Here is a 17451-nt window from a genome sequence, read left to right as displayed (position 1 = left end):
CTTCGCAGGCCTGCTGAGTGTCAATTTTTTGAATGCACCCTTTCCGGCGTTCTTCCGATCAGTTTGTCGCCGGGGGATGCATCAGGCCTTCGGTCCTGATCCAGGCGCTCCGCCTCTACAAGCCCCACTGGCGTTGCGGGTTGAATGGTGTGATTCCCCTTCTCTCTGGATTGGTGCTCGAGCCTTTGGCTTGGCTCCAGACTGCTCTGTATTCCAAGCGCTTAGCGCAGATTCAGCCACCAGATGATCCAGTTGTTGTGATCGGACATTGGCGCAGTGGCACCACCTATCTGCATCAGCTGTTGGCGTCGGATCCAGCTGCAGCCACGGCAAGGAATGCGTTCACTGTGGCTCCGCAGGTGGCCCTTATCTTGAAGCCTTTGATCGTCGGCTTCTTGAATCGGATCATGAGCGTGCATCGTCCAATCGATGCTGTGCCTTGGTCTGCCCTGGATCCTCAGGAGGACGAAATCGGTCTCGTCCGACTCACGTTCGACACCAACATGGCCGGAGTGGCATTCCCTCGTTGTTATCCCAGGTGTTTTCGCCGTTATGTGCTGGCCTCTACGGCATCCTTCCGGCGTGAGCTTGTGAGGTTCACCAAGCTCACCTGGCTGCATGACGGGGTTGGTAAGAGCCATCTCGTGATCAAAAATTCAGCCCATACAGCACGTGTTCTCTTGCTCTTGCAGTTGTATCCCAATGCTCGTTTTGTTTTGCTCAAGCGTGATCCAATCGCTTCGATTCGCTCTCTGGTGCAGGTGAAGCAGCTTTTGGGGGGGCTGATGGGGTTTCAGGCTGTGCCTGATCAGGTGCGACAGGTTGAGGAAACCGTGGCCGCCCACGCTGAGCTGATGGGAGCCTTTGAGGCGTCCCGAGCTCAGATTCCTCCAGGACAGTTGGTGGAGGTGGCCTACACCGATCTGATGGCATCACCCATCACAACGGTGGAAAGGATTTATCGAGACCTCGGAATCGGTGGCTGGCAACGGGCCCGATCCTCAGTGCAGGCGCGCGCGACTCAGGCGGAGAACTATCACCCCTCTCCAGTGAAGTTGAATCCCGCCGCGGAGCAGCGGTTGCAGGAGCTGATGGCCCAACAACCGCCGCACCCCTAAGCCGTTATTGGCCAAAGGCCACCTGGCATGCGGCGTTCAGCAGCTGCGCTTCGTTGGCATTCCTTGGTGTGCTGCCGTTGAGGGTCCCCTGCCTGCAGTTGGCTGAGTAACGCACCGTCTCATAACCGTCGTCGGCTTCAAAGGTGACCACATCGCCAGTGGCTGTGATACTCGGGTAATAGAGCGAGTAATCAGAGCTGGGTACCACGATGTAGCTGACCTGTTGGTTTTGCGCTGAATTAACCAGGCTGTTGATCACACTAAACGTGGCCAGACCTGCCAACCCCCAAGCGGCTGCTTGGCCGGGGTACCAGCCCCAGTTGTTCCAATAAGACCCGCCATACCAGCCGTAAGACCATGGACGGTTGTTGTACCAATTACCTCCGCTGTACCAGCCTTTTCCGTAGCGATCCCAGTTGTTGATCGCCTTGCGGTAGGTGTCGTTGCGAATGTTTGTCCGATCCGTCCGGTTGCTCTGGCGAATGTCGGTGCGATCGGTGCGTCCGTCCTGCCGACTGTTGATGGCGTCGTTGCGATTGGTTTGCCTGGTGTCGCGGGTGCCCTGACGTCCGTCTTGCCGGCTGTTGACGGCATCGTTGCGATTGGTTTGCCGGGTGTCGCGGGTGCCCTGACGGCTGCTTTGGTTGGTTTGGCGGCTGGTCTGTCGCGATCCCTGATTGGATTGGCGGTTGGTCTGTCGCGATCCCTGATTGGATTGGCGGGAACTGCTACGAGAACCACTGCCGCTGTAGGAGCTAAAGCCTGTTCGACCGCTGCTGCGTGAGCCACTACTGCGTGAGCCGCTGCTGCGTGATCCACCGCCTCTGGAACCACCGCCTCTGGAACCACCGCCTCGGGAGCTACCGCCGCGGCGCTGGGCTAGGAGCTGTTCCTGCGAGGACTCCTGGCGGATGGCTTCGTGGCTGGAGAGAGCGGCCAGCCCGGCCGCGGGCTGCAGACTCAGGAGCAGGCCGAGGCATCCTGCGATCCGTCGTGTGCAGCCGTTCTTTATGGCTTGCGTCATTGCTTGATGGCCTCCATGAGGCGGTCACAACCGTTGTCAAAACAGGCCACATCCACGCGTCCGTTGGGACCGAAGGCCATGCCTACTCGGGTGCGGCCCTGCATGGCATCTCCGCTGTTGATGAGAACGTCGGCCAGGAATGAGGGATTCTTGACGCAGAAGGCCTCATCGTTGAAACAAAGTTCTTCCGTCTTGAAATTGATCAATGCGTTCTTCACCGAGATCCATGGCTTGGAGTTACTGCCCCGGCCTTCGATACGAACGTAGGGATCTTCGATCACGCGATAGCTCACGGTGCGGGAGCCGAACTGATGGCGATACTCGGTGGTGTCGTCGACGTCCACAGCCTGAACTCGACAGGAAAAAGATCGATCACCTGTCCTACAGGTGGTGTTCAGGTTGTAAAGCTCCTGGGCTATCACCACGGGTGCGCTGAGACTGCCAAGCAGGACTGTTAGGCCTGCTAGCACCCCACCGCGACGCTGATTGAGCATGGGTGTTGCGGGTGGCGGAGGTGGAAAGCCTCCATGTGGTCACCATGACCAGCAATTCCGCAGTTGGCAGCTTTATTGCCCAGTAGGGATCAATGACCTCTTTGACGATACGTTGGCTCGAAGACGTCAACGTGGTTGTGGTCCGCTCTTTTGCCCTTGTCGTGATGGTGTCTCTGCTGGTGCCGATGTCAGCGCGAGCGGTGGATGATTGCGGATTGATTAAGCGGCTGATGAACACCCTCGGAGCTTCGATGGCGCGCAACCGCATGCTGATCGCATCGTCTCAGGCCTCTGGTGACAATGTGCAGCAGGCCGAGGAGGCAAGTGCACTTCTCGCGCGCCAATCCAAGGACTTTCGCGAGCTGCGGGAGGATTACGTGCGAAATCGATGTGGAGATGACTGGGATTGATTCAAGCCAGCCCTTGCGACGTCAGCGTCTGCATGAATTGCTGCTGGCTTTGATTGCAAGGGAAGACGACCTTGAACTTATGGATGGCGACGGTCCTGCAGGATTGGCTGGCTCGGCTAGTGGAGAAGGGGCCGTTGTGGCGGCCCGCTGGTTGGAGCGCAACCAGCGAGTGTTTCAGAAGTATCAAGCTCTGGTGCGCACGGCGGTGACTCTCGACGCTCTGCTCGATGGTGAGGAACCCTCTGACTCGTAAGGGAGGGAGGGCTTGGCCTGCTGATCTGCTTGAGGCCATCCACTGGTTTGTCCGGCAAGGTCTGGCAATCTGGGGCGACTTTCCGCCGTCCCATGGCTCCCCTCGGTCTGTCTGCCCTGCGTTCGCTTCTGCGCCGCAGTCCCCGGCCGCAGGCCTGGACGCCACCCGAGGCCAGTTGGAGCCGGCCCTTCGGCCTGGGCTGGGATCAGCCCTATACGGTCCGCTATGCCAGCAATCTCGATGACGGCCCATGGCATGGCATGCCCCTTGGGGGATTTGGTGCTGGTTGCATCGGCCGCAGCTCCCGCGGTGACTTCAACCTCTGGCATCTCGATGGTGGAGAGCATTGGTATGGAACGATCCCCGACTGTCAGTTCTCCCTGTTTGAAAACAACGGCAGCAGCAAACGGGCCCACGCTTTGGCCTTGAAGCCCGAGGCTGACGCCTCACGTTCCAACAGCGGTGAGCCTCTGGCTGCCTGGAATTGGTATCCCGCCAGCACGGGTGAGCAGAGCACCGGAACCTATGCCGCCCGCTATCCCCTGAGCTGGACCCATTACGAGGGTGTATTCGACGCCGAGGTGCAATGCGAGGCCTTCAGCCCGATCCTCCCTGGCGACTATCAACGCACCAGTTATCCAGTGGCCGTGTTCCGCTGGACCTTGCGCAATCCCACCGATCAACCGCTGGATCTGTCGTTGCTCCTCAGTTGGCGCAACACGGTGGGTTGGTTCTTCAACACCGACCCCTCGGCAGAGGTGCATTTCCGGGATGACGGCAGCCCGGAACACAACTACGCCCCAGCGATCGGCCACGGCGAGGGGCAACGCAACCGTTGGTTGGATCAGGAAGGCATTCGCGGCATCGTGCTGGAAGGCCAGCGCAGCGAGCCCATCGGCGAGGGGCAAGGGCAGTGGTGTCTGGCGGTTCCTGACACGCTTGATGGTGTTGAGGTGCTGCGCTGCAGCCGCTGGGATCCCACGGGTGATGGCCAGGAGCTCTGGCAACCGTTTGCTGCGGAGGGCCGCATTCCCAACAGCAACAACGATCGGGCCAGTCGTGCCGGCGAGCACGCCAGTGCAGCGATTGCCCTGACGTTCACCCTGGCTCCCGGGGAATCCCGCGAAATCCCGATTGCGATCAGCTGGGATCTGCCGGTCACCGCCTTCGCGTCCGGTGTTCGTGATTTGCGCCGCTACACCGATTTCTTTGGAGCCGATGGTCGCAATGCCGCGGCGATGGCAACGGAGGCCCTGCGGGACTGGCGCCATTGGCGTGATCAGATCGATGCCTGGCAGGCACCGGTGCTGGCGCGCAAGGAGCTGCCGGAAGCTCTGCGCATGGCCTTATTCAATGAGCTCTACGACCTGGCCAGTGGCGGAAGCCTCTGGACCGCGGCGTCGGGTAAGGATCCCCACGGTCGCTTTGGCGTGCTCGAGTGTCTCGACTATGCCTGGTACGAAAGCCTGGATGTGCGGCTCTACGGATCCCTGGGTTTGCTGCAGCTCTGGCCGGAACTCGACAAGGCGGTGCTGCGCAGCTTCGCCAGAGCGATCCCGGCGGCGGATGCCACCCAGCGGCCGATCGGTTGGTATTTCACCCAAGGACGCGGCCGGGTGGAAGCGGATCGCAAGGTGGAGGGGGCCACGCCGCACGACCTGGGGGCTCCCAATGAGGTCCCTTTTGATGCCACCAATTACACGGCGTATCAGGATTGCAATCTCTGGAAAGACCTCGCCAGCGATTTTGTGCTGCAAGTGTGGCGCACCTTCAAGCTCGCACCCACCGGCGAAGACCTCACGTTTCTGGCGGATTGCTGGCCAGCGGCCGTGCAGGCCTTGCACTATCTGAAGCGTTTTGACGTCAACAACGACGGCTTACCGGATAACGGGGGTGCTCCTGATCAGACCTTCGACGACTGGCCGCTGAAGGGGGTGAGTGCCTATTGCGGCGCGTTGTGGATCGCTGCGCTTGAAGCTGCTTTGGCTATGGCCCAAAGGCTGCAGCAGGAGCTGGGGCTGGATACCGGCAGTGAACAGCACACCTTCAGCAACTGGCTGGAGCAATCCCGGGCCAATTTCGATGCTCTGCTCTGGAACGGCGAGTACTACGACATTGATGCCGAAAGCGGCACGCCAGTGGTGATGGCCGATCAGCTCTGCGGTGATTTTTATGCGCGCCTGCTGGGCCTGGAGCCGGTGGTGAGTGACGCCAACAGCCGCAGCACGCTCAAGGCCGTGAAGGAGAGTTGCTTTGAGAAGTTCCAGGGCGGCAGCCTTGGGGTGGCCAATGGACTGCGCCGTGATGGCACACCCTTGGATCCCAATGGCACTCATCCGCTGGAGGTGTGGACAGGCATCAACTTCGGCATCGCCAGCTACTACCAGTTGATGGGTGAAGGGCAGACTGCGGAAGCAATCTGTTCAGCGGTAGTGCATCAGGTGTACAGCGGTGGTCTGCAGTTCCGCACACCGGAGGCGATCACGGCGGTGAACACCTTCAGGGCTTGTCATTACCTGCGGGCGATGGCGATCTGGGGGCTGTGGGCGACGCACACCGATTGGCAACGGATTCCTGGGGCGGAGCGCATCAGCTGAACCTGCGCTATTGCAGCCCCACCACCAACTTCCTACAGACGAAACTGGCCATGATCTGGCAGTTCTGACGCTCAGTTCAGCTCCATGGCGATCCTGTGTTGTTGCGGTTATTGCTTGTTCAAATCGCATGAACTTGGCTTGCTTGATTGCATGAATCAATTCGATTAAAAAGTGAAATGCTTTACTTTTTGTGCATACGCGTCTGACGTCGTTAGCTTGTAAAGGCGCCTTTTTGTGATTTTCAGTGTCGGAATTGTCGCCATCGATGGCTTCGAGTGCCACGCCTTATGTGTGGTCGCTGATCCTGTCATTCGCTGCGTTGCTGATCAGCATCATCCTGCTCTATGCCGCTCGATTTAGTGCAAGGCTTGAAGTCAAGGACTTGGCTGCGTTGCGTTCGATGTTTGATCGCTTTCCGGCCTGGGGTAAGCGTGCAAGTTGGGCACAGCAAAACAGTTTTGAAGCCTTCGCTATGCATGCTCCTGCGGCATTACTTGCTGTTGTTGCGGTGTTGAATGGTCACGCCCTTCCAGGCATCGCTGTCGCGGTTGCATTGGCGCATCCAGTGCTTCGTGTTGCCTATATCAGCGCTTATCTCTTGAACGTTCCGATCGCTCGCTCCGTGGCTTGGTTCTTAGGCCTGCTCTGCAGTGGGATCCTTTATGGCGTGGGACTAGAAGCCCTTGTGTAGCGATGAAAGTTGCAGTCTCTATTCGATGATTGAAGTGAATGATTGCTGTCTGTTTTGTAGGCCTGCTCTTTGGGTTGTTGGCATAGCCTCCCGGTTTTTTGTTGTCACAGCGGATTTGACGGGGTGTGTGCGCACACGCCAGTGGCAGTATCACCTAGCAGTTCTGACGTTCAATTCAGCTCCACGGCGATGCTGCGATTGAGTTTCAAGGTTTCGTGATCGTTCTGGTTGGTGTCGCTCAGCTCCAGATTGAAAAAGGAGGCGGAGTCGGCATCAAACAATGGTCCAGCATGCCAGGTGCCCAGATGCAATTTGATGCCTTCGCCGGCTTCGATGCGCAGCAACCAGGCTGCGGAAGCATCCAGCACTGGCCCCTTTGTGTCTGGCGGTGCCAGCAGCAGCCAGAAGGAACGTGCTTCGGCGGAACTCAGGCATTGGGTGGCGTTCAGGTGGCGGGTCATCGCCGCGATCCGCAGGGGTCTGCGGGGGATGCGCATCACGTAATACCGCAGTGTCCCTGGTCCGAAGCTCAGCTCCGCGTCATGCTCCCCGGGCAAGGTCATGTCGTCCACCTCGCGCAAGGCGGTGCCGCAGGCTTCAAGACGTGGGTCCAGTAGGGACCCCGCTTGCAGTGGCTGATGCTCGATCATGGGAGCACTGTTCGCGCTTGATTCATGCTCGCGTTGCGTCGTCTGCTTTGCACACTGCTGGTTGCCGTAACGCTTTTGCTGCTCACCCCCATGGCCGTGAGCGCGCAGGTGCATGAACACCAGGATGAAAATGGGGCACCGATGCTGCGCAGCCTCGAAAGCCTGCGCGATCTGGATTACCAGAGTTGGCAGGCAGTGGCCTATCGCACCGGTCAGCCTGGTAATCCCGTGGTGTTGCGCATCGTGGGTTACCCCGGCAAGCTGCGCCTCGAACACCCCTCCCCCCTGCTCGTGCAGGCCGGCGTGAAGGAGTGGCAACTCGACGACATCACTCTTGAGAATCCCGTTCTTGTCAGTGATGGCCGGGAGGCGGCCGCTGAGTTCGCCCTCGATCCACTGCTCAACGACCTCATCAACAACCGCCCTCTGCGTTTGTTCCTTCCCGGTGTGTTCAACGAAATGCCTGTTCCCCCTTATGTGGTGGGGGAGTGGCGTGAGGTGCAAACGGAGCCTCTCAGTTCATGAGGGCGGTCGCTGACGCTGATCAGCGCTGGATTCCCTGGATGCGTCGGGCCTTGGAACTGGCGGCCTTGGCCGATGGCTACACGAGTCCTAATCCCCTAGTGGGTGCGGTGGTGCTCGATCCCTCCGGCACGCTGGTGGGGGAGGGATTTCATGCCAGGGCTGGTGAACCCCATGCCGAAGTGGGGGCCTTAGCCCAGGCCGGTGATGCCGCCCGTGGCGGCACGATCATCGTCACCCTGGAGCCTTGCTGCCATCACGGCCGCACCCCGCCCTGCACGGACGCCTTGATCAAGGCAGGGATCGCTCGGGTGGTGGTGGCACTCACCGATCCCGATCCCCGTGTTGCCGGTGGTGGTTTGCAACGGCTGCGCGATGCCGGCGTGGAGGTGATCTCCGGTGTGCTGGAGGCAGAAGCTGCCCAACAGAATTACGCCTTCGTGCATCGCGTGCGCACCGGTCGGCCCTGGGGCCTTCTCAAGTGGGCGATGAGCCTGGATGGCCGAACGGCCTTGCCCAATGGCGCCAGTCAGTGGATCAGCGGATCCACCGCACGCACCTGGGTGCATCGTCTGCGGGCCCAGTGTGATGCCGTGATCGTGGGAGGCGGCACCGTGCGCGCTGATGATCCGCTGCTTACCAGCCGGGGCTTGCGCAGCCCTGAACCGCTGCGGGTGGTGCTGAGCCGCAGGCTGGATCTGCCTGATCAGGCTCAGATCTGGGACCAATCCGTTGCGCCCACCCTCGTGGTGCATGGCCAGGACGCGCCGGCGGAAGCGCGGGACCGGTTGGAGGCGCTGGGGTTGCAACGGGAGGTGCTACCGGCCTGTGGGCCTGAGTCTTTGATGGCGGTCCTGGCCCAGCGGGGCTGCAACCGGGTGCTCTGGGAGTGTGGCCCGGAGCTGGCTGCCGCTGCCCTGCAGCAGGCGTGCGTGCAGGAGCTGGCTGCGGTGATAGCCCCCAAGCTGCTTGGCGGTGAGCCGGCGCGCACACCTCTTGGGCATCTGGGCTTCCAGGCCATGGAGGAGGTGGTGGTTCTGCAGGGGCTGCGTCAGCAGCGCCTCACCGACGATCTGTTGCTGCAGGTGACTCTCAGTTCCCTTTCAGATCCGTGCTGAAGCGGCCGATCAGCACGCCCATCACCACGGCCCCCATCAGGATGCGTTCGTTCACTTTAGTTTCGCTGGCCAGGGCCCGCACCAGCCGGATCACACTCCAGCCCACCCGCTTCACCGGTGTGATCAGCCACATCCACTGCGACACCACCGCGAACAGCCCCAGAACCCGAGTGAACCAGAGAGCGATCAGCGAGTAGCAGGGAGCGCCGAGCCAGCAATACCCTGTAATCCCGCTTGCCGGGACCATTGCGTTGTTGCAGTAGATAGAGACGGAAAGCTCGGCGAGTTCGGCGTCGGTCTACTGGAAGTCTCACCAAAGCGAGGCTGTTTGTCTTCAACGTCGATTGGGATCGTGTTGCTCCAGGCGGTCTTCGATCTCACGGTCACCGGCGTAACGCCCGATCAGCACCCCCATCACCACGGCCAGGTAGAGAGGTCCGGCAATGCCTGTGCTGACGGCCAGGATCCTGGCGAGGGGAAGCTCGGGGTTGATGTCTCCAAAGCCAACGGTGGTGAGGCAGATGAAGGCGAAGTAATTGATCTGAGCGAACACCGCCGCTGACCCGATCACCGTGTAGTTCTGGCCTGCTGCATCCGTGATCGGGATGTCGAGGGGTTCGAAGCTGCCTGGCTGAATGGTTTCCACTGCGCTCATGACCAGCCCGGCTGTGAGTCCCAGCAACAGATAGCCCGCGGCAGCACCCATCAGCATGGCGGAGGTCACATGCCGTTCGGTGGCCAAGCGTTCCATCAGGCGGATCACGCTCCACCCCACCAGCACACCCCAGCTCAACACCAGCGGCACGCCGCTGGTCTCCCAGCGCACCGGGGTGAGCAGCCACAGCAGCAAAGCCGACAGCGCCACGAGTCCCAGTGCTTGGTACAAACGATCCTGCAGGGTGAGCACTGGCTTGCGGATCATCACCAACTGGGTGAGCAGCAGGGCGATCAGGGCATAGCCGAGGCTTCCCAGCCAGGTGAGCCTTGGAAAGGCGAAGCTGGCCAGCACTATCAGACAGAGGCCCAGCAGCAGTTCATAAATCAGTTCCCTCCATCGCTTGCGCCGCCACTCCGATCGCATCATTTCTGGGATTGCTCAGGCCGAGGATGGCTCGAATCGCGCGCAAGGGCGAGCCTCTGTCGCCCATCCCCGTACGGTTCTCCCCCCCCGCCGGACGAACGCCCATCAGTTGCGAGCTTTAGTTTGGGAGCATCATCGGGACCCGAAACATGCCGATCCGCGAGGACGACAATCGCCCCAACCGTCGCTTTGGAATCATCAACCTCGTGTTGATCGGCTTCGGGGTACTTCTGCTGGTCAGCAGTTTCCTGCCTAACCAGGGCATGCAGCAGGTGCCTCGGGTTCCTTATTCCCTTTTCATCGATCAGGTGAACGACGGCGCTGTGAAGCGCGCATACATCACGCAAGATCAGATTCGCTATGAGCTTTCGGAAGCCGAAGAAGGTGCACCTTCTGTGTTGGCGACCACGCCGATCTTCGACATGGATCTCCCCCAGCGCCTGGAGTCCAAGGGCGTGGAATTTGCAGCAGCACCGCCCAAGAAACCCAATATCTTCACCACAATCCTCAGCTGGGTAGTCCCCCCGCTGATCTTCATCCTGGTGCTTCAGTTCTTCGCCCGCCGTTCTATGGGAGCGGGTGGTGCCCAGGGAGCACTCAATTTCACCAAGAGCAAGGCCAAGGTTTATGTGCCTGATGAGCAGTCTCGGGTGACCTTTGCTGACGTCGCTGGTGTGGATGAGGCCAAGGATGAACTCACCGAAATCGTCGACTTCCTCAAGACCCCCGAGCGTTATACGGAGATCGGGGCTCGGATCCCGAAGGGTGTGCTGTTGGTTGGCCCTCCTGGAACAGGCAAGACTTTGCTCTCCAAAGCTGTCGCCGGCGAAGCCGGTGTGCCGTTCTTCATCATCAGTGGCTCGGAATTCGTTGAGCTGTTTGTAGGCGCCGGTGCAGCCAGGGTGCGTGACTTGTTTGAACAGGCCAAAAAGAATGCCCCCTGCATCATTTTCATCGATGAGCTGGATGCGATCGGTAAGAGTCGCTCAGGCTCGATGGGCGTTGTCGGCGGCAACGACGAGCGGGAGCAGACCCTCAACCAGCTGCTCACTGAAATGGATGGCTTTGCTTCGAAAGACAAGCCTGTGATTGTTCTTGCTGCCACCAACCAGCCGGAGGTCCTTGATGCTGCGTTGCTGCGTCCCGGACGTTTTGACCGCCAAGTGCTGGTAGATCGCCCGGATCTCTCCGGTCGTAAAACCATCCTCGAGATCTACGCCAAAAAAGTGAAGTTGGCTGAGGGTGTGGATCTCGATCGCATCGCCCAGGCCACGAGTGGCTTCGCAGGTGCTGATCTGGCCAACCTGGTGAATGAGGCGGCCCTGTTGGCAGCTCGCAACAAGCAGACGTCCGTGCAGCAAGGGGATCTCAATGAGGCGATCGAGCGCGTTGTCGCTGGTCTTGAGAAGAAGAGCCGGGTGATGCAGGACGATGAGAAGAAAGTTGTGGCTTACCACGAAGTCGGTCACGCCATTGTCGGTCACCTCATGCCAGGGGGCAGCAAGGTGGCGAAAATCTCCATCGTTCCCCGCGGCATGAGTGCCTTGGGCTACACCCTTCAACTCCCCACCGAAGAGCGATTCCTTAATTCCCGCGAAGACCTGGAAGGACAGATCGCCACCTTGCTCGGCGGCCGATCAGCCGAGGAAATTGTGTTCGGCAAAATCACCACCGGAGCGGCCAACGACCTTCAGCGGGCCACGGATATCGCCGAGCAGATGGTGGGTACCTACGGAATGAGTGACACCCTCGGACCGTTGGCTTACGACAAGCAAGGTGGTGGGCGTTTCCTCGGCGGTGGCAACAATCCACGCCGCACGGTGAGCGATGCCACCGCCCAGGCGATCGATCGGGAAGTGCGTGCCCTGGTGGATAACGCTCATGAGCAGGCCCTGGCAATCCTTCGCCAGAACATGGCTCTTCTTGAAACCATCGCTCAGAAGATCCTTGAGAAAGAAGTGATCGAAGGCGACGACCTCAAGGAGATGCTGGCTGCCAGCGTGTTGCCTGAGGCCGTTGCGGCCTGAGGCTTGACGGATCCACCACTTGTCCCCGATAACAGCTGTTTGAAGTCCTGCCATGGCGTCCGCTACCACCAGTGTCGCCGCCGTTCTCACTGGGTTGAGCGGCAGCGACTTCCTCTCGTCGGCCGATACCACTGCTCAACAGACTGCGGCATTGCTGCAGCTGGCCACTCAGCTCAAACGTGGCGAACGTCGGATTGATCTGGGTAACAGAGTCCTCGGTCTGATCTTCACTAAAGCGTCCACGCGAACCCGGGTCAGCTTTCAGGTGGCGATGGCCCGTCTCGGGGGGCAGACCGTTGACCTCAATCCTCAGCTCACCCAACTCGGTCGGGGCGAGCCCCTCGAAGACACCGCCCGCGTGCTGAGCCGCTTCTGCGATGTTCTGGCAATTCGTACCTTCGCCCAGCAGGAGTTGGCGGATTACGCCCACTGGGCCTCCATTCCAGTTATCAATGCCCTCACCGATCTGGAGCACCCCTGCCAAGCCCTCGCTGATTTCCTCACGATGCAGGAGGCCTTCGGCGATCTTCAGGGTCAGACGCTGGCCTATGTGGGTGATGGCAACAATGTGGCGCACTCGCTGATGCTCTGTGGTGCGCTGCTCGGCGTGAATGTGCGCATCGGTTGCCCGGAGGGATTTGAGCCACTCCCAGGTGTTGTTGATCAAGCGCGCGCTTTGTCAGTAGAAGGTGCGCAGATCAGCGTGATCACTGATCCTGTTGAGGCTGTGCGTGGAGCCCAAGCTCTTTACACCGATGTGTGGGCTTCCATGGGCCAGGAGCAGGAACAGGCCGAGCGAGAGCGAGCCTTTCAGGGCTTCTGCCTCAACGAGGATCTGTTGGCGGAGGCTGATTCCCGCGCCATCGTGTTGCATTGCCTGCCGGCGCACCGCGGCGAGGAGATCAGTGCCGGTGTGATGGAGGGACCCTCAAGTCGGATCTTTGATCAGGCCGAGAACCGTTTGCATGCCCAGCAGGCGCTGCTGGCAGCCCTGCTGGGCGGACTCTGATGTTGTTGTGAGCGTCTCACCCGATCCGGTTGTTCTGCCCGGTGGGTCTACCACCGTGGTGTTGATTCACGGTTACACCGGGTCGCCTGCTGAGCTCGGTCTTCTTGCCGACTCTTTGCAGCGCGAGGGCTATGGGGTGGAGTGCCCTTTGCTCGATGGGCATGGCACCTGCCTAGAGGATCTGATGCCGGTGGAGCCCGATCAATGGCTCAATCAGCTCGATGCAGTTGTTGATCGCTTGCAACATCAAGGCCAGAGCGTGGTGGTGGGTGGTTTGTCATTGGGGGCGATCCTGGCGTTGCAGGTGGCGCGGCGGCGGCCCTGCATCCAAGGGGTGATTACCTATTCACCACCGATCATCAGCGGTGATCCACGCGCTCTGATCGCCCCGCTTCTGTCCAGGTTGTTGACATCGGTCCCACGGCCAGCTGATGACTTCGTTGATCCCACGACCGCTGAGCGCATCTGGACCTACAACCGCTGGCCATCTCGCTGCAGCGTGAAGGTGTTGGAGCTGATCGCTGACACTCGCCACCATTTGGCGGAGGTGACGCAGCCACTGCTGGTGATGGCCAGTCGCCTTGATCGAGTGATCACTGCGCGCGGGGTGAACCGTCTGCGCCAGCGGGTCAGCTCTCCTTCTGTGGAACTGCAATGGTTAGAGAACAGCGGCCACCTGATCACCACGGATGCTGAATGGCGCACCGTGGCGGATGTAACAGCAGAGTTCATCAGGCGTTTATGTGGGTGATTGGTTTCTGAGGACTTGGCTTGTGATCAGGGATTCATTTGCTCCCACCCGACGTTTGCCGCTTCAGCCAGATTCACTTGATTTTGATGAGCAGCAAGCGAGTCGTTCTGTGGCACCTTGATCAGCGTGGTGATCAGAGGCTGCGCGCCGATTGCGACTGGTCATAGGAGTACATAGATGCAGCGTCACTGATCGTGGTCACTTAAAAGGACTGAGCGAATGATTCCTCGGATTTTTGAGATGCGCCGTCTAGCTCTCTTGCTGGCCCCATTGATTGGGGCTGCCGTTGCGATTGCTATTCCTGTCTCATTCGTGGATGCAGACGGCGCGACTCAGCCGCTTTTATTTTCTGCTCGTGTTGTTGCTGCTCTTGTGATTTGGATGGCCCTCTGGTGGATGCTTGAGCCCATTCCTATTTATGCAACAGCTCTTCTGCCATTGGTCGTGCTGCCGATCGTTGGGGTGGCTCCTTTAGCAGAGATCGTCAGCCACTACACGAGCACTCTTTTGGTGTTGTTTCTTGGAGGATTCATCCTGGCTTTGGCCCTGCAGCGATGGGGTTTGCACAAGCGAATCGCCACTTTGGCGTTGCGCCACATTGGAGGGACCCCCCGCCGAATCCTTGGAGCCTTGATGGCAGTTGCAGCCTTTTTGAGTTTGTGGATGTCGAACACCTCCACAACCTTGATGATGGTGCCGATTGCAGAAAGTATTGCCAATCGGCTGAACGAGGATGGTGTCAACCGGCGTCATGGATCAACAGTATTTTTGCTGGGAGTGGCTTATGCAGCGTCAATTGGTGGGATTGGAACCATCGTTGGATCACCGCCGAATGCAGTAGCAGCTGCTTACCTCCAGGCCAGTCTTGGCCTGGAGGTGACATTTTTAGAATGGATGCGTCTTGGGGTTCCGATTGTTCTGGTGATGGTGCCACTGACATGGGCCTTGCTCGCTTGGGTTTTGTTCCCTCTTCAGGATTCTTCTGATTCCCTACGTGCTCTCGATGTTCAATGTGAATTGGAACCGGCTGCTCCAATGCGTTTTGGCGAGTGGGCCGTTCTGCTGATTTGTGCTGGCACTGCTTTGATGTGGATGATTCGTTTACCTCTTAAGGGTGTGATGATCGAAGGATGGCAGCCATTCTCTGGGCTGACAGATGCGGGGATTGCCATCACAGCAGCGCTCATTCTGTTTGTGATTCCGATGGATCGACGCTGTGAACGTTTTGCTATGGATTGGGATTGCGCATCTCAAGCACCCTGGGGAATCTTTCTCCTCTTTGGAGGTGGTCTTAGTCTTGCATCGTCGATTGAAAGCAGCGGATTAAGCCGCTATCTGGGCTCGATGTTTTCAGGTCTTCAGTTGGTTCCAATTTGGCTGGCAGTTGCCTTGGTGATCAGTGTGATTGTCTTCCTCACGGAAATTACAAGCAATACGGCAACGGTCACCACAGCTGTGCCCATCCTCGTGCTTGTTGCGGGCGCCATTGGTCTCGATGCTCCGGTTTTGGTGCTTCCGGCTGCATTGGCGGGTAGTTTTGCATTCATGTTGCCCACAGCGACAGCACCCAATGCGATTGTTTACGGCACTGGTCAAATCAAGATCAGCGACATGATTCGAGCAGGATTCTGGTTGAATTGCTTAAGCATTATCGTTCTTGCATTGTTAGCATTTCCTCTAGTTCAATCTCTGCGGTTGTGGGGGTGATGGGTTTTTGGAAGTTTGAAAAATATAGCTCAGAAGGTATATCTATGTAGTGTCTGCGTAAAGATTTTTCTGTGATTTTTTCATGAATAAAAGGGCTTGTATTGAAGAGGGTTGATCGTTTGTATCTGCATTGCTCGGTGACGCTCTTAAAAAATACCGGGAGTGTTTCCCATGCTGAACTGAGATGAAAAATTTGAATATAAAATTTCCCAGAGTCCTGGGCGCTCAGACAGGTCGTTTTTGGCTTCTGCTGCTAACTCATCTCGTGTGTTTTGATCGAGGGCAAGCTGATCGCAAAGCCGATCAAAAGCCTTCTGTTCATCTGAATTGACAGTGAATTGATAGGCATCTCGCGAGGCTGCTATCACCATGTAGGCCAGTTTGGCGGTTAGAGCTCTGTGCATTTCAGGGATTTCCTCCGCTAGCACCTCTAAATCATTGGGGTGATTGAAGGCCGCTGTCCATGATGGGATGGAGGCTTCTTTTAAATAACGTTTGCCTAGCGACTCCAACAGCTCTTCTTCTTCCGCTGCCACATTCCCATCTGACAGGGCCATCAATTTCAGGATCTGAATCACAACTCCTGCGGTTCGGAGGTCCATGAAGACAATGCTTTTCATTCACAATAGCCGGATGCTTTGGAGGGCATGGCACTTAGGGGTAGTGATGGATTCATCCCCCAGGGAGGATTAGAGGCGATGCATCGTCAGTTTCAAAGAGCCAACTCAAATTATGGGTACACCTGTGCCGCCTTCGAGAAGAACTGCGGTTCCGCTCACAGAGACCATCATCATGCCTCCTTCACCAAACACCTCGTAATCCAAGTCAACGCCAACGATTGCATTGGCTTGCATCAGTGATGCTCGACTTTTCATCTCTTCGATCGCATTTTCACGAGCCGTCATTAAGGCGTCTTCGTAAGCCTTCGATCTTCCGCCGATTACGTCAGTGATGCTAGCCAGGATGTCGCGGAAAATATTGGCACCAATGATCGTTTCTCCAGTAACCAGACCCCGATAGTGAAGGATCTTCCGCCCTTCAATGCTGGGAGTTGAGGTGATCAGCATAAGGATTGTGCTTTCAAGGTCTTGATAGCCATGGCCTACGCATCGGTGGCCATGCTGAACCGGCTTAAGGTTTGCCTAATCTCTGCGTTTTGATGGATCAGCAGGAGCGGGACAACTGGATGCGCATCATGGAATCGATGGAGGCATCCGGTGACACGGATAGTGCCTTCTACCGCCGGGCGAAAGCCATCTCCGATGGAGAGCCCGATCCCATGCTTGAGATGGAGTCGGAGTCATGAGCATCGATCCCCTCGAGCGCGGTCTGGAGCAGTCGTTTGAAACTGAGAAATGGGGCCGCTTCATTCGAGAGTGTGATGACCTCGAAACCCTGCGCGAAACCTCGCTATCACTGCTGCAGCAGCTCGCCCAGCTCAAGGCTGCCAGTTCCTGGATGGCGTCGCGGGCTTCGGAATCGGAAAACGCCAAACTCAAAATGTTGGCAGAGTTGATCCGTCAACGGACCGAGTCCGCTCCGGACCAGGAGGTGTCGTGATGATGCGCATGATGTCCGCAGGCGGAGCGTGCCTCGTTGCTGCTGCCGTTTTCGGTGGTCCAGCGACGGCTGACACCTGGCAGCCGCAAATGGAACCGCCGACATGGGTGAAAATTCGCGAGACGCTCACGCGTTCCGGCGATCTGCCTGTTCGGCCTTGGCTGTTTATGGAGGGACTTCACACCCCAGCACTGCGCGCCGCTGAATATCTCAGTGATCCAATTCGCACTCCTGCTGGAGTCGAATTCGATGGTGTGCTTCTCCTGCAGAAAAAGGAGGCAGTGGATTGGCAGGTGCGCTTGCTGCGAATGCGGGCCCTCTGCAACCAGATGCGGTTGCAACGCCAGTCTGCCAAGGGAGAGTGGCTCGATTACATCGGTCGTGACGACACACCAGCGAAGGCCAAGTGGATCTGCGGGCTAGGGGGGGCTGGTTGAGC

General features: G+C 58.4%; 21 protein-coding genes. 14 read left to right on the top strand and 7 right to left on the bottom strand.

From position 1 onward, the window contains the following. Positions 1-32: 32 nt before the first annotated feature. Positions 33-1118 (top strand): sulfotransferase, encoded by a 1086-nt coding sequence (locus tag WH7805_RS04810; protein WP_006041877.1) that lies wholly within the window; start codon positions 33-35, stop codon positions 1116-1118. Between the two features lie 4 nt (positions 1119-1122). Here WH7805_RS04810 and WH7805_RS04805 read toward each other — a convergent pair whose 3' ends face one another. Together WH7805_RS04805 and WH7805_RS04800 are read right to left on the bottom strand one after the other, a co-directional pair. Next, positions 1123-2142: a hypothetical protein gene (locus tag WH7805_RS04805; RefSeq protein ID WP_006041876.1), complete on the bottom strand. Its 1020-nt coding sequence runs from the start codon at positions 2140-2142 to the stop codon at positions 1123-1125. After that, entirely contained in the window at positions 2139-2636 is a 498-nt protein-coding gene (locus tag WH7805_RS04800) for a hypothetical protein (RefSeq protein WP_006041875.1), read from the bottom strand. Before WH7805_RS04800 ends, WH7805_RS04805 begins: the two co-directional genes overlap by 4 nt. A gap of 92 nt (positions 2637-2728) precedes the next feature. Here WH7805_RS04800 and WH7805_RS04795 point away from each other — a divergent pair, with 92 nt between their 5' ends. The 4 genes from WH7805_RS04795 to WH7805_RS04780 all read left to right on the top strand — a co-directional run bounded on the left by WH7805_RS04795 (position 2729) and on the right by WH7805_RS04780 (position 6587). After that, a complete protein-coding gene (locus tag WH7805_RS04795; RefSeq protein ID WP_006041874.1) occupies positions 2729-3046 on the top strand; it encodes a hypothetical protein in 318 nt (105 codons plus the stop codon). Further along, positions 3033-3299, top strand: a complete 267-nt coding sequence (locus WH7805_RS04790) for a hypothetical protein (RefSeq protein WP_006041873.1) — start codon at positions 3033-3035, stop codon at positions 3297-3299. The genes WH7805_RS04795 and WH7805_RS04790 overlap by 14 nt, the downstream gene beginning before the upstream one ends. A gap of 92 nt (positions 3300-3391) precedes the next feature. Continuing rightward, complete coding sequence (locus tag WH7805_RS04785) at positions 3392-5896, top strand: GH116 family glycosyl hydrolase (protein ID WP_038005047.1); 2505 nt, start codon at positions 3392-3394, stop codon at positions 5894-5896. Between the two features lie 265 nt (positions 5897-6161). Further along, positions 6162-6587 (top strand): MAPEG family protein, encoded by a 426-nt coding sequence (locus tag WH7805_RS04780; RefSeq protein ID WP_006041871.1) that lies wholly within the window; start codon positions 6162-6164, stop codon positions 6585-6587. Between the two features lie 170 nt (positions 6588-6757). Here the strand turns inward: WH7805_RS04780 and WH7805_RS04775 are convergent, their stop codons facing one another. Then, positions 6758-7237, bottom strand: a complete 480-nt coding sequence (locus tag WH7805_RS04775) for an ureidoglycolate lyase (protein WP_006041870.1) — start codon at positions 7235-7237, stop codon at positions 6758-6760. Positions 7238-7261: 24 nt separating this feature from the next. Between WH7805_RS04775 and WH7805_RS04770 the strand changes: the two genes are divergently transcribed. After that, positions 7262-7762 carry a DUF3122 domain-containing protein gene (locus tag WH7805_RS04770; RefSeq protein WP_006041869.1) on the top strand — a complete coding sequence of 167 codons (501 nt, stop codon included), beginning with the start codon at positions 7262-7264 and terminating at the stop codon, positions 7760-7762. Further along, positions 7759-8877: a bifunctional diaminohydroxyphosphoribosylaminopyrimidine deaminase/5-amino-6-(5-phosphoribosylamino)uracil reductase RibD gene (gene ribD / locus WH7805_RS04765; RefSeq protein ID WP_006041868.1), complete on the top strand. Its 1119-nt coding sequence runs from the start codon at positions 7759-7761 to the stop codon at positions 8875-8877. The genes WH7805_RS04770 and ribD overlap by 4 nt, the downstream gene beginning before the upstream one ends. Here the strand turns inward: ribD and WH7805_RS04760 are convergent. Both WH7805_RS04760 and WH7805_RS04755 read right to left on the bottom strand, forming a co-directional pair. Then, entirely contained in the window at positions 8852-9124 is a 273-nt protein-coding gene (locus WH7805_RS04760; RefSeq protein WP_006041867.1) for a hypothetical protein, read from the bottom strand. The genes ribD and WH7805_RS04760 overlap by 26 nt on opposite strands. An 87-nt stretch (positions 9125-9211) precedes the next feature. Further along, positions 9212-9961: a potassium channel family protein gene (locus tag WH7805_RS04755; RefSeq protein ID WP_006041866.1), complete on the bottom strand. Its 750-nt coding sequence runs from the start codon at positions 9959-9961 to the stop codon at positions 9212-9214. Between the two features lie 146 nt (positions 9962-10107). Here WH7805_RS04755 and ftsH point away from each other — a divergent pair, with 146 nt between their 5' ends. From ftsH to WH7805_RS04735, 4 genes are all read left to right on the top strand, one after another. Continuing rightward, positions 10108-11985 carry an ATP-dependent zinc metalloprotease FtsH gene (gene ftsH, locus WH7805_RS04750; protein ID WP_006041864.1) on the top strand — a complete coding sequence of 626 codons (1878 nt, stop codon included), beginning with the start codon at positions 10108-10110 and terminating at the stop codon, positions 11983-11985. 52 nt (positions 11986-12037) lie between these two features. After that, complete coding sequence (argF, locus tag WH7805_RS04745) at positions 12038-12994, top strand: ornithine carbamoyltransferase (protein WP_006041863.1); 957 nt, start codon at positions 12038-12040, stop codon at positions 12992-12994. Continuing rightward, positions 12951-13745 carry a carboxylesterase gene (locus tag WH7805_RS04740; protein WP_006041862.1) on the top strand — a complete coding sequence of 265 codons (795 nt, stop codon included), beginning with the start codon at positions 12951-12953 and terminating at the stop codon, positions 13743-13745. The genes argF and WH7805_RS04740 overlap by 44 nt, the downstream gene beginning before the upstream one ends. 219 nt (positions 13746-13964) lie before the next feature. Beyond that, entirely contained in the window at positions 13965-15452 is a 1488-nt protein-coding gene (locus WH7805_RS04735; RefSeq protein WP_006041860.1) for a DASS family sodium-coupled anion symporter, read from the top strand. Between the two features lie 146 nt (positions 15453-15598). Here WH7805_RS04735 and WH7805_RS04730 read toward each other — a convergent pair whose 3' ends face one another. Next, positions 15599-16072: a hypothetical protein gene (locus WH7805_RS04730; protein ID WP_006041859.1), complete on the bottom strand. Its 474-nt coding sequence runs from the start codon at positions 16070-16072 to the stop codon at positions 15599-15601. Between the two features lie 105 nt (positions 16073-16177). Then, positions 16178-16519, bottom strand: coding sequence for a YbjQ family protein (locus WH7805_RS04725; protein WP_006041858.1), 342 nt, complete (start codon positions 16517-16519; stop codon positions 16178-16180). Positions 16520-16590: 71 nt separating this feature from the next. On the opposite strand from WH7805_RS04725, the gene WH7805_RS14370 reads away from it, so the two are divergent. Genes WH7805_RS14370 through WH7805_RS04715 form a run of 3 tightly spaced genes read left to right on the top strand, consistent with a single transcriptional unit; the run spans position 16591 to position 17449 of the window. Then, on the top strand, positions 16591-16758 hold the full coding sequence (locus tag WH7805_RS14370; protein WP_156783614.1) for a hypothetical protein: 168 nt from the start codon (positions 16591-16593) through the stop codon (positions 16756-16758). Further along, positions 16755-17012 (top strand): hypothetical protein, encoded by a 258-nt coding sequence (locus WH7805_RS04720; protein ID WP_006041856.1) that lies wholly within the window; start codon positions 16755-16757, stop codon positions 17010-17012. Before WH7805_RS14370 ends, WH7805_RS04720 begins: the two co-directional genes overlap by 4 nt. Positions 17013-17014: 2 nt before the next feature. Continuing rightward, on the top strand, positions 17015-17449 hold the full coding sequence (locus WH7805_RS04715) for a hypothetical protein (protein ID WP_232198952.1): 435 nt from the start codon (positions 17015-17017) through the stop codon (positions 17447-17449). Positions 17450-17451: the final 2 nt, after the last annotated feature.

It is taken from the genome of Synechococcus sp. WH 7805, assembly GCF_000153285.1.
Lineage (GTDB): Bacteria > Cyanobacteriota > Cyanobacteriia > PCC-6307 > Cyanobiaceae > Synechococcus_C.
The sequence above is the reverse complement of the archived record's forward strand: the minus strand, read 5'-3'. Positions and strand labels throughout refer to the sequence as shown.

What these genes read in the sequence shown, in the direction of transcription:
- WH7805_RS04810 (WP_006041877.1), top strand. Translation starts at nt 33, where the DNA reads ATGCACCCTTTCCGGCGTTCTTCCGATCAGTTTGTCGCCGGGGGATGC.
- WH7805_RS04805 (WP_006041876.1), bottom strand. Translation starts at nt 2,142, where the DNA reads ATGACGCAAGCCATAAAGAACGGCTGCACACGACGGATCGCAGGATGC.
- WH7805_RS04800 (WP_006041875.1), bottom strand. Translation starts at nt 2,636, where the DNA reads ATGCTCAATCAGCGTCGCGGTGGGGTGCTAGCAGGCCTAACAGTCCTG.
- WH7805_RS04795 (WP_006041874.1), top strand. Translation starts at nt 2,729, where the DNA reads ATGACCTCTTTGACGATACGTTGGCTCGAAGACGTCAACGTGGTTGTG.
- WH7805_RS04790 (WP_006041873.1), top strand. Translation starts at nt 3,033, where the DNA reads ATGACTGGGATTGATTCAAGCCAGCCCTTGCGACGTCAGCGTCTGCAT.
- WH7805_RS04785 (WP_038005047.1), top strand. Translation starts at nt 3,392, where the DNA reads ATGGCTCCCCTCGGTCTGTCTGCCCTGCGTTCGCTTCTGCGCCGCAGT.
- WH7805_RS04780 (WP_006041871.1), top strand. Translation starts at nt 6,162, where the DNA reads ATGGCTTCGAGTGCCACGCCTTATGTGTGGTCGCTGATCCTGTCATTC.
- WH7805_RS04775 (WP_006041870.1), bottom strand. Translation starts at nt 7,237, where the DNA reads ATGATCGAGCATCAGCCACTGCAAGCGGGGTCCCTACTGGACCCACGT.
- WH7805_RS04770 (WP_006041869.1), top strand. Translation starts at nt 7,262, where the DNA reads ATGCTCGCGTTGCGTCGTCTGCTTTGCACACTGCTGGTTGCCGTAACG.
- ribD (WP_006041868.1), top strand. Translation starts at nt 7,759, where the DNA reads ATGAGGGCGGTCGCTGACGCTGATCAGCGCTGGATTCCCTGGATGCGT.
- WH7805_RS04760 (WP_006041867.1), bottom strand. Translation starts at nt 9,124, where the DNA reads ATGGTCCCGGCAAGCGGGATTACAGGGTATTGCTGGCTCGGCGCTCCC.
- WH7805_RS04755 (WP_006041866.1), bottom strand. Translation starts at nt 9,961, where the DNA reads ATGATGCGATCGGAGTGGCGGCGCAAGCGATGGAGGGAACTGATTTAT.
- ftsH (WP_006041864.1), top strand. Translation starts at nt 10,108, where the DNA reads ATGCCGATCCGCGAGGACGACAATCGCCCCAACCGTCGCTTTGGAATC.
- argF (WP_006041863.1), top strand. Translation starts at nt 12,038, where the DNA reads ATGGCGTCCGCTACCACCAGTGTCGCCGCCGTTCTCACTGGGTTGAGC.
- WH7805_RS04740 (WP_006041862.1), top strand. Translation starts at nt 12,951, where the DNA reads ATGCCCAGCAGGCGCTGCTGGCAGCCCTGCTGGGCGGACTCTGATGTT.
- WH7805_RS04735 (WP_006041860.1), top strand. Translation starts at nt 13,965, where the DNA reads ATGATTCCTCGGATTTTTGAGATGCGCCGTCTAGCTCTCTTGCTGGCC.
- WH7805_RS04730 (WP_006041859.1), bottom strand. Translation starts at nt 16,072, where the DNA reads ATGAAAAGCATTGTCTTCATGGACCTCCGAACCGCAGGAGTTGTGATT.
- WH7805_RS04725 (WP_006041858.1), bottom strand. Translation starts at nt 16,519, where the DNA reads ATGCTGATCACCTCAACTCCCAGCATTGAAGGGCGGAAGATCCTTCAC.
- WH7805_RS04720 (WP_006041856.1), top strand. Translation starts at nt 16,755, where the DNA reads ATGAGCATCGATCCCCTCGAGCGCGGTCTGGAGCAGTCGTTTGAAACT.
- WH7805_RS04715 (WP_232198952.1), top strand. Translation starts at nt 17,015, where the DNA reads ATGCGCATGATGTCCGCAGGCGGAGCGTGCCTCGTTGCTGCTGCCGTT.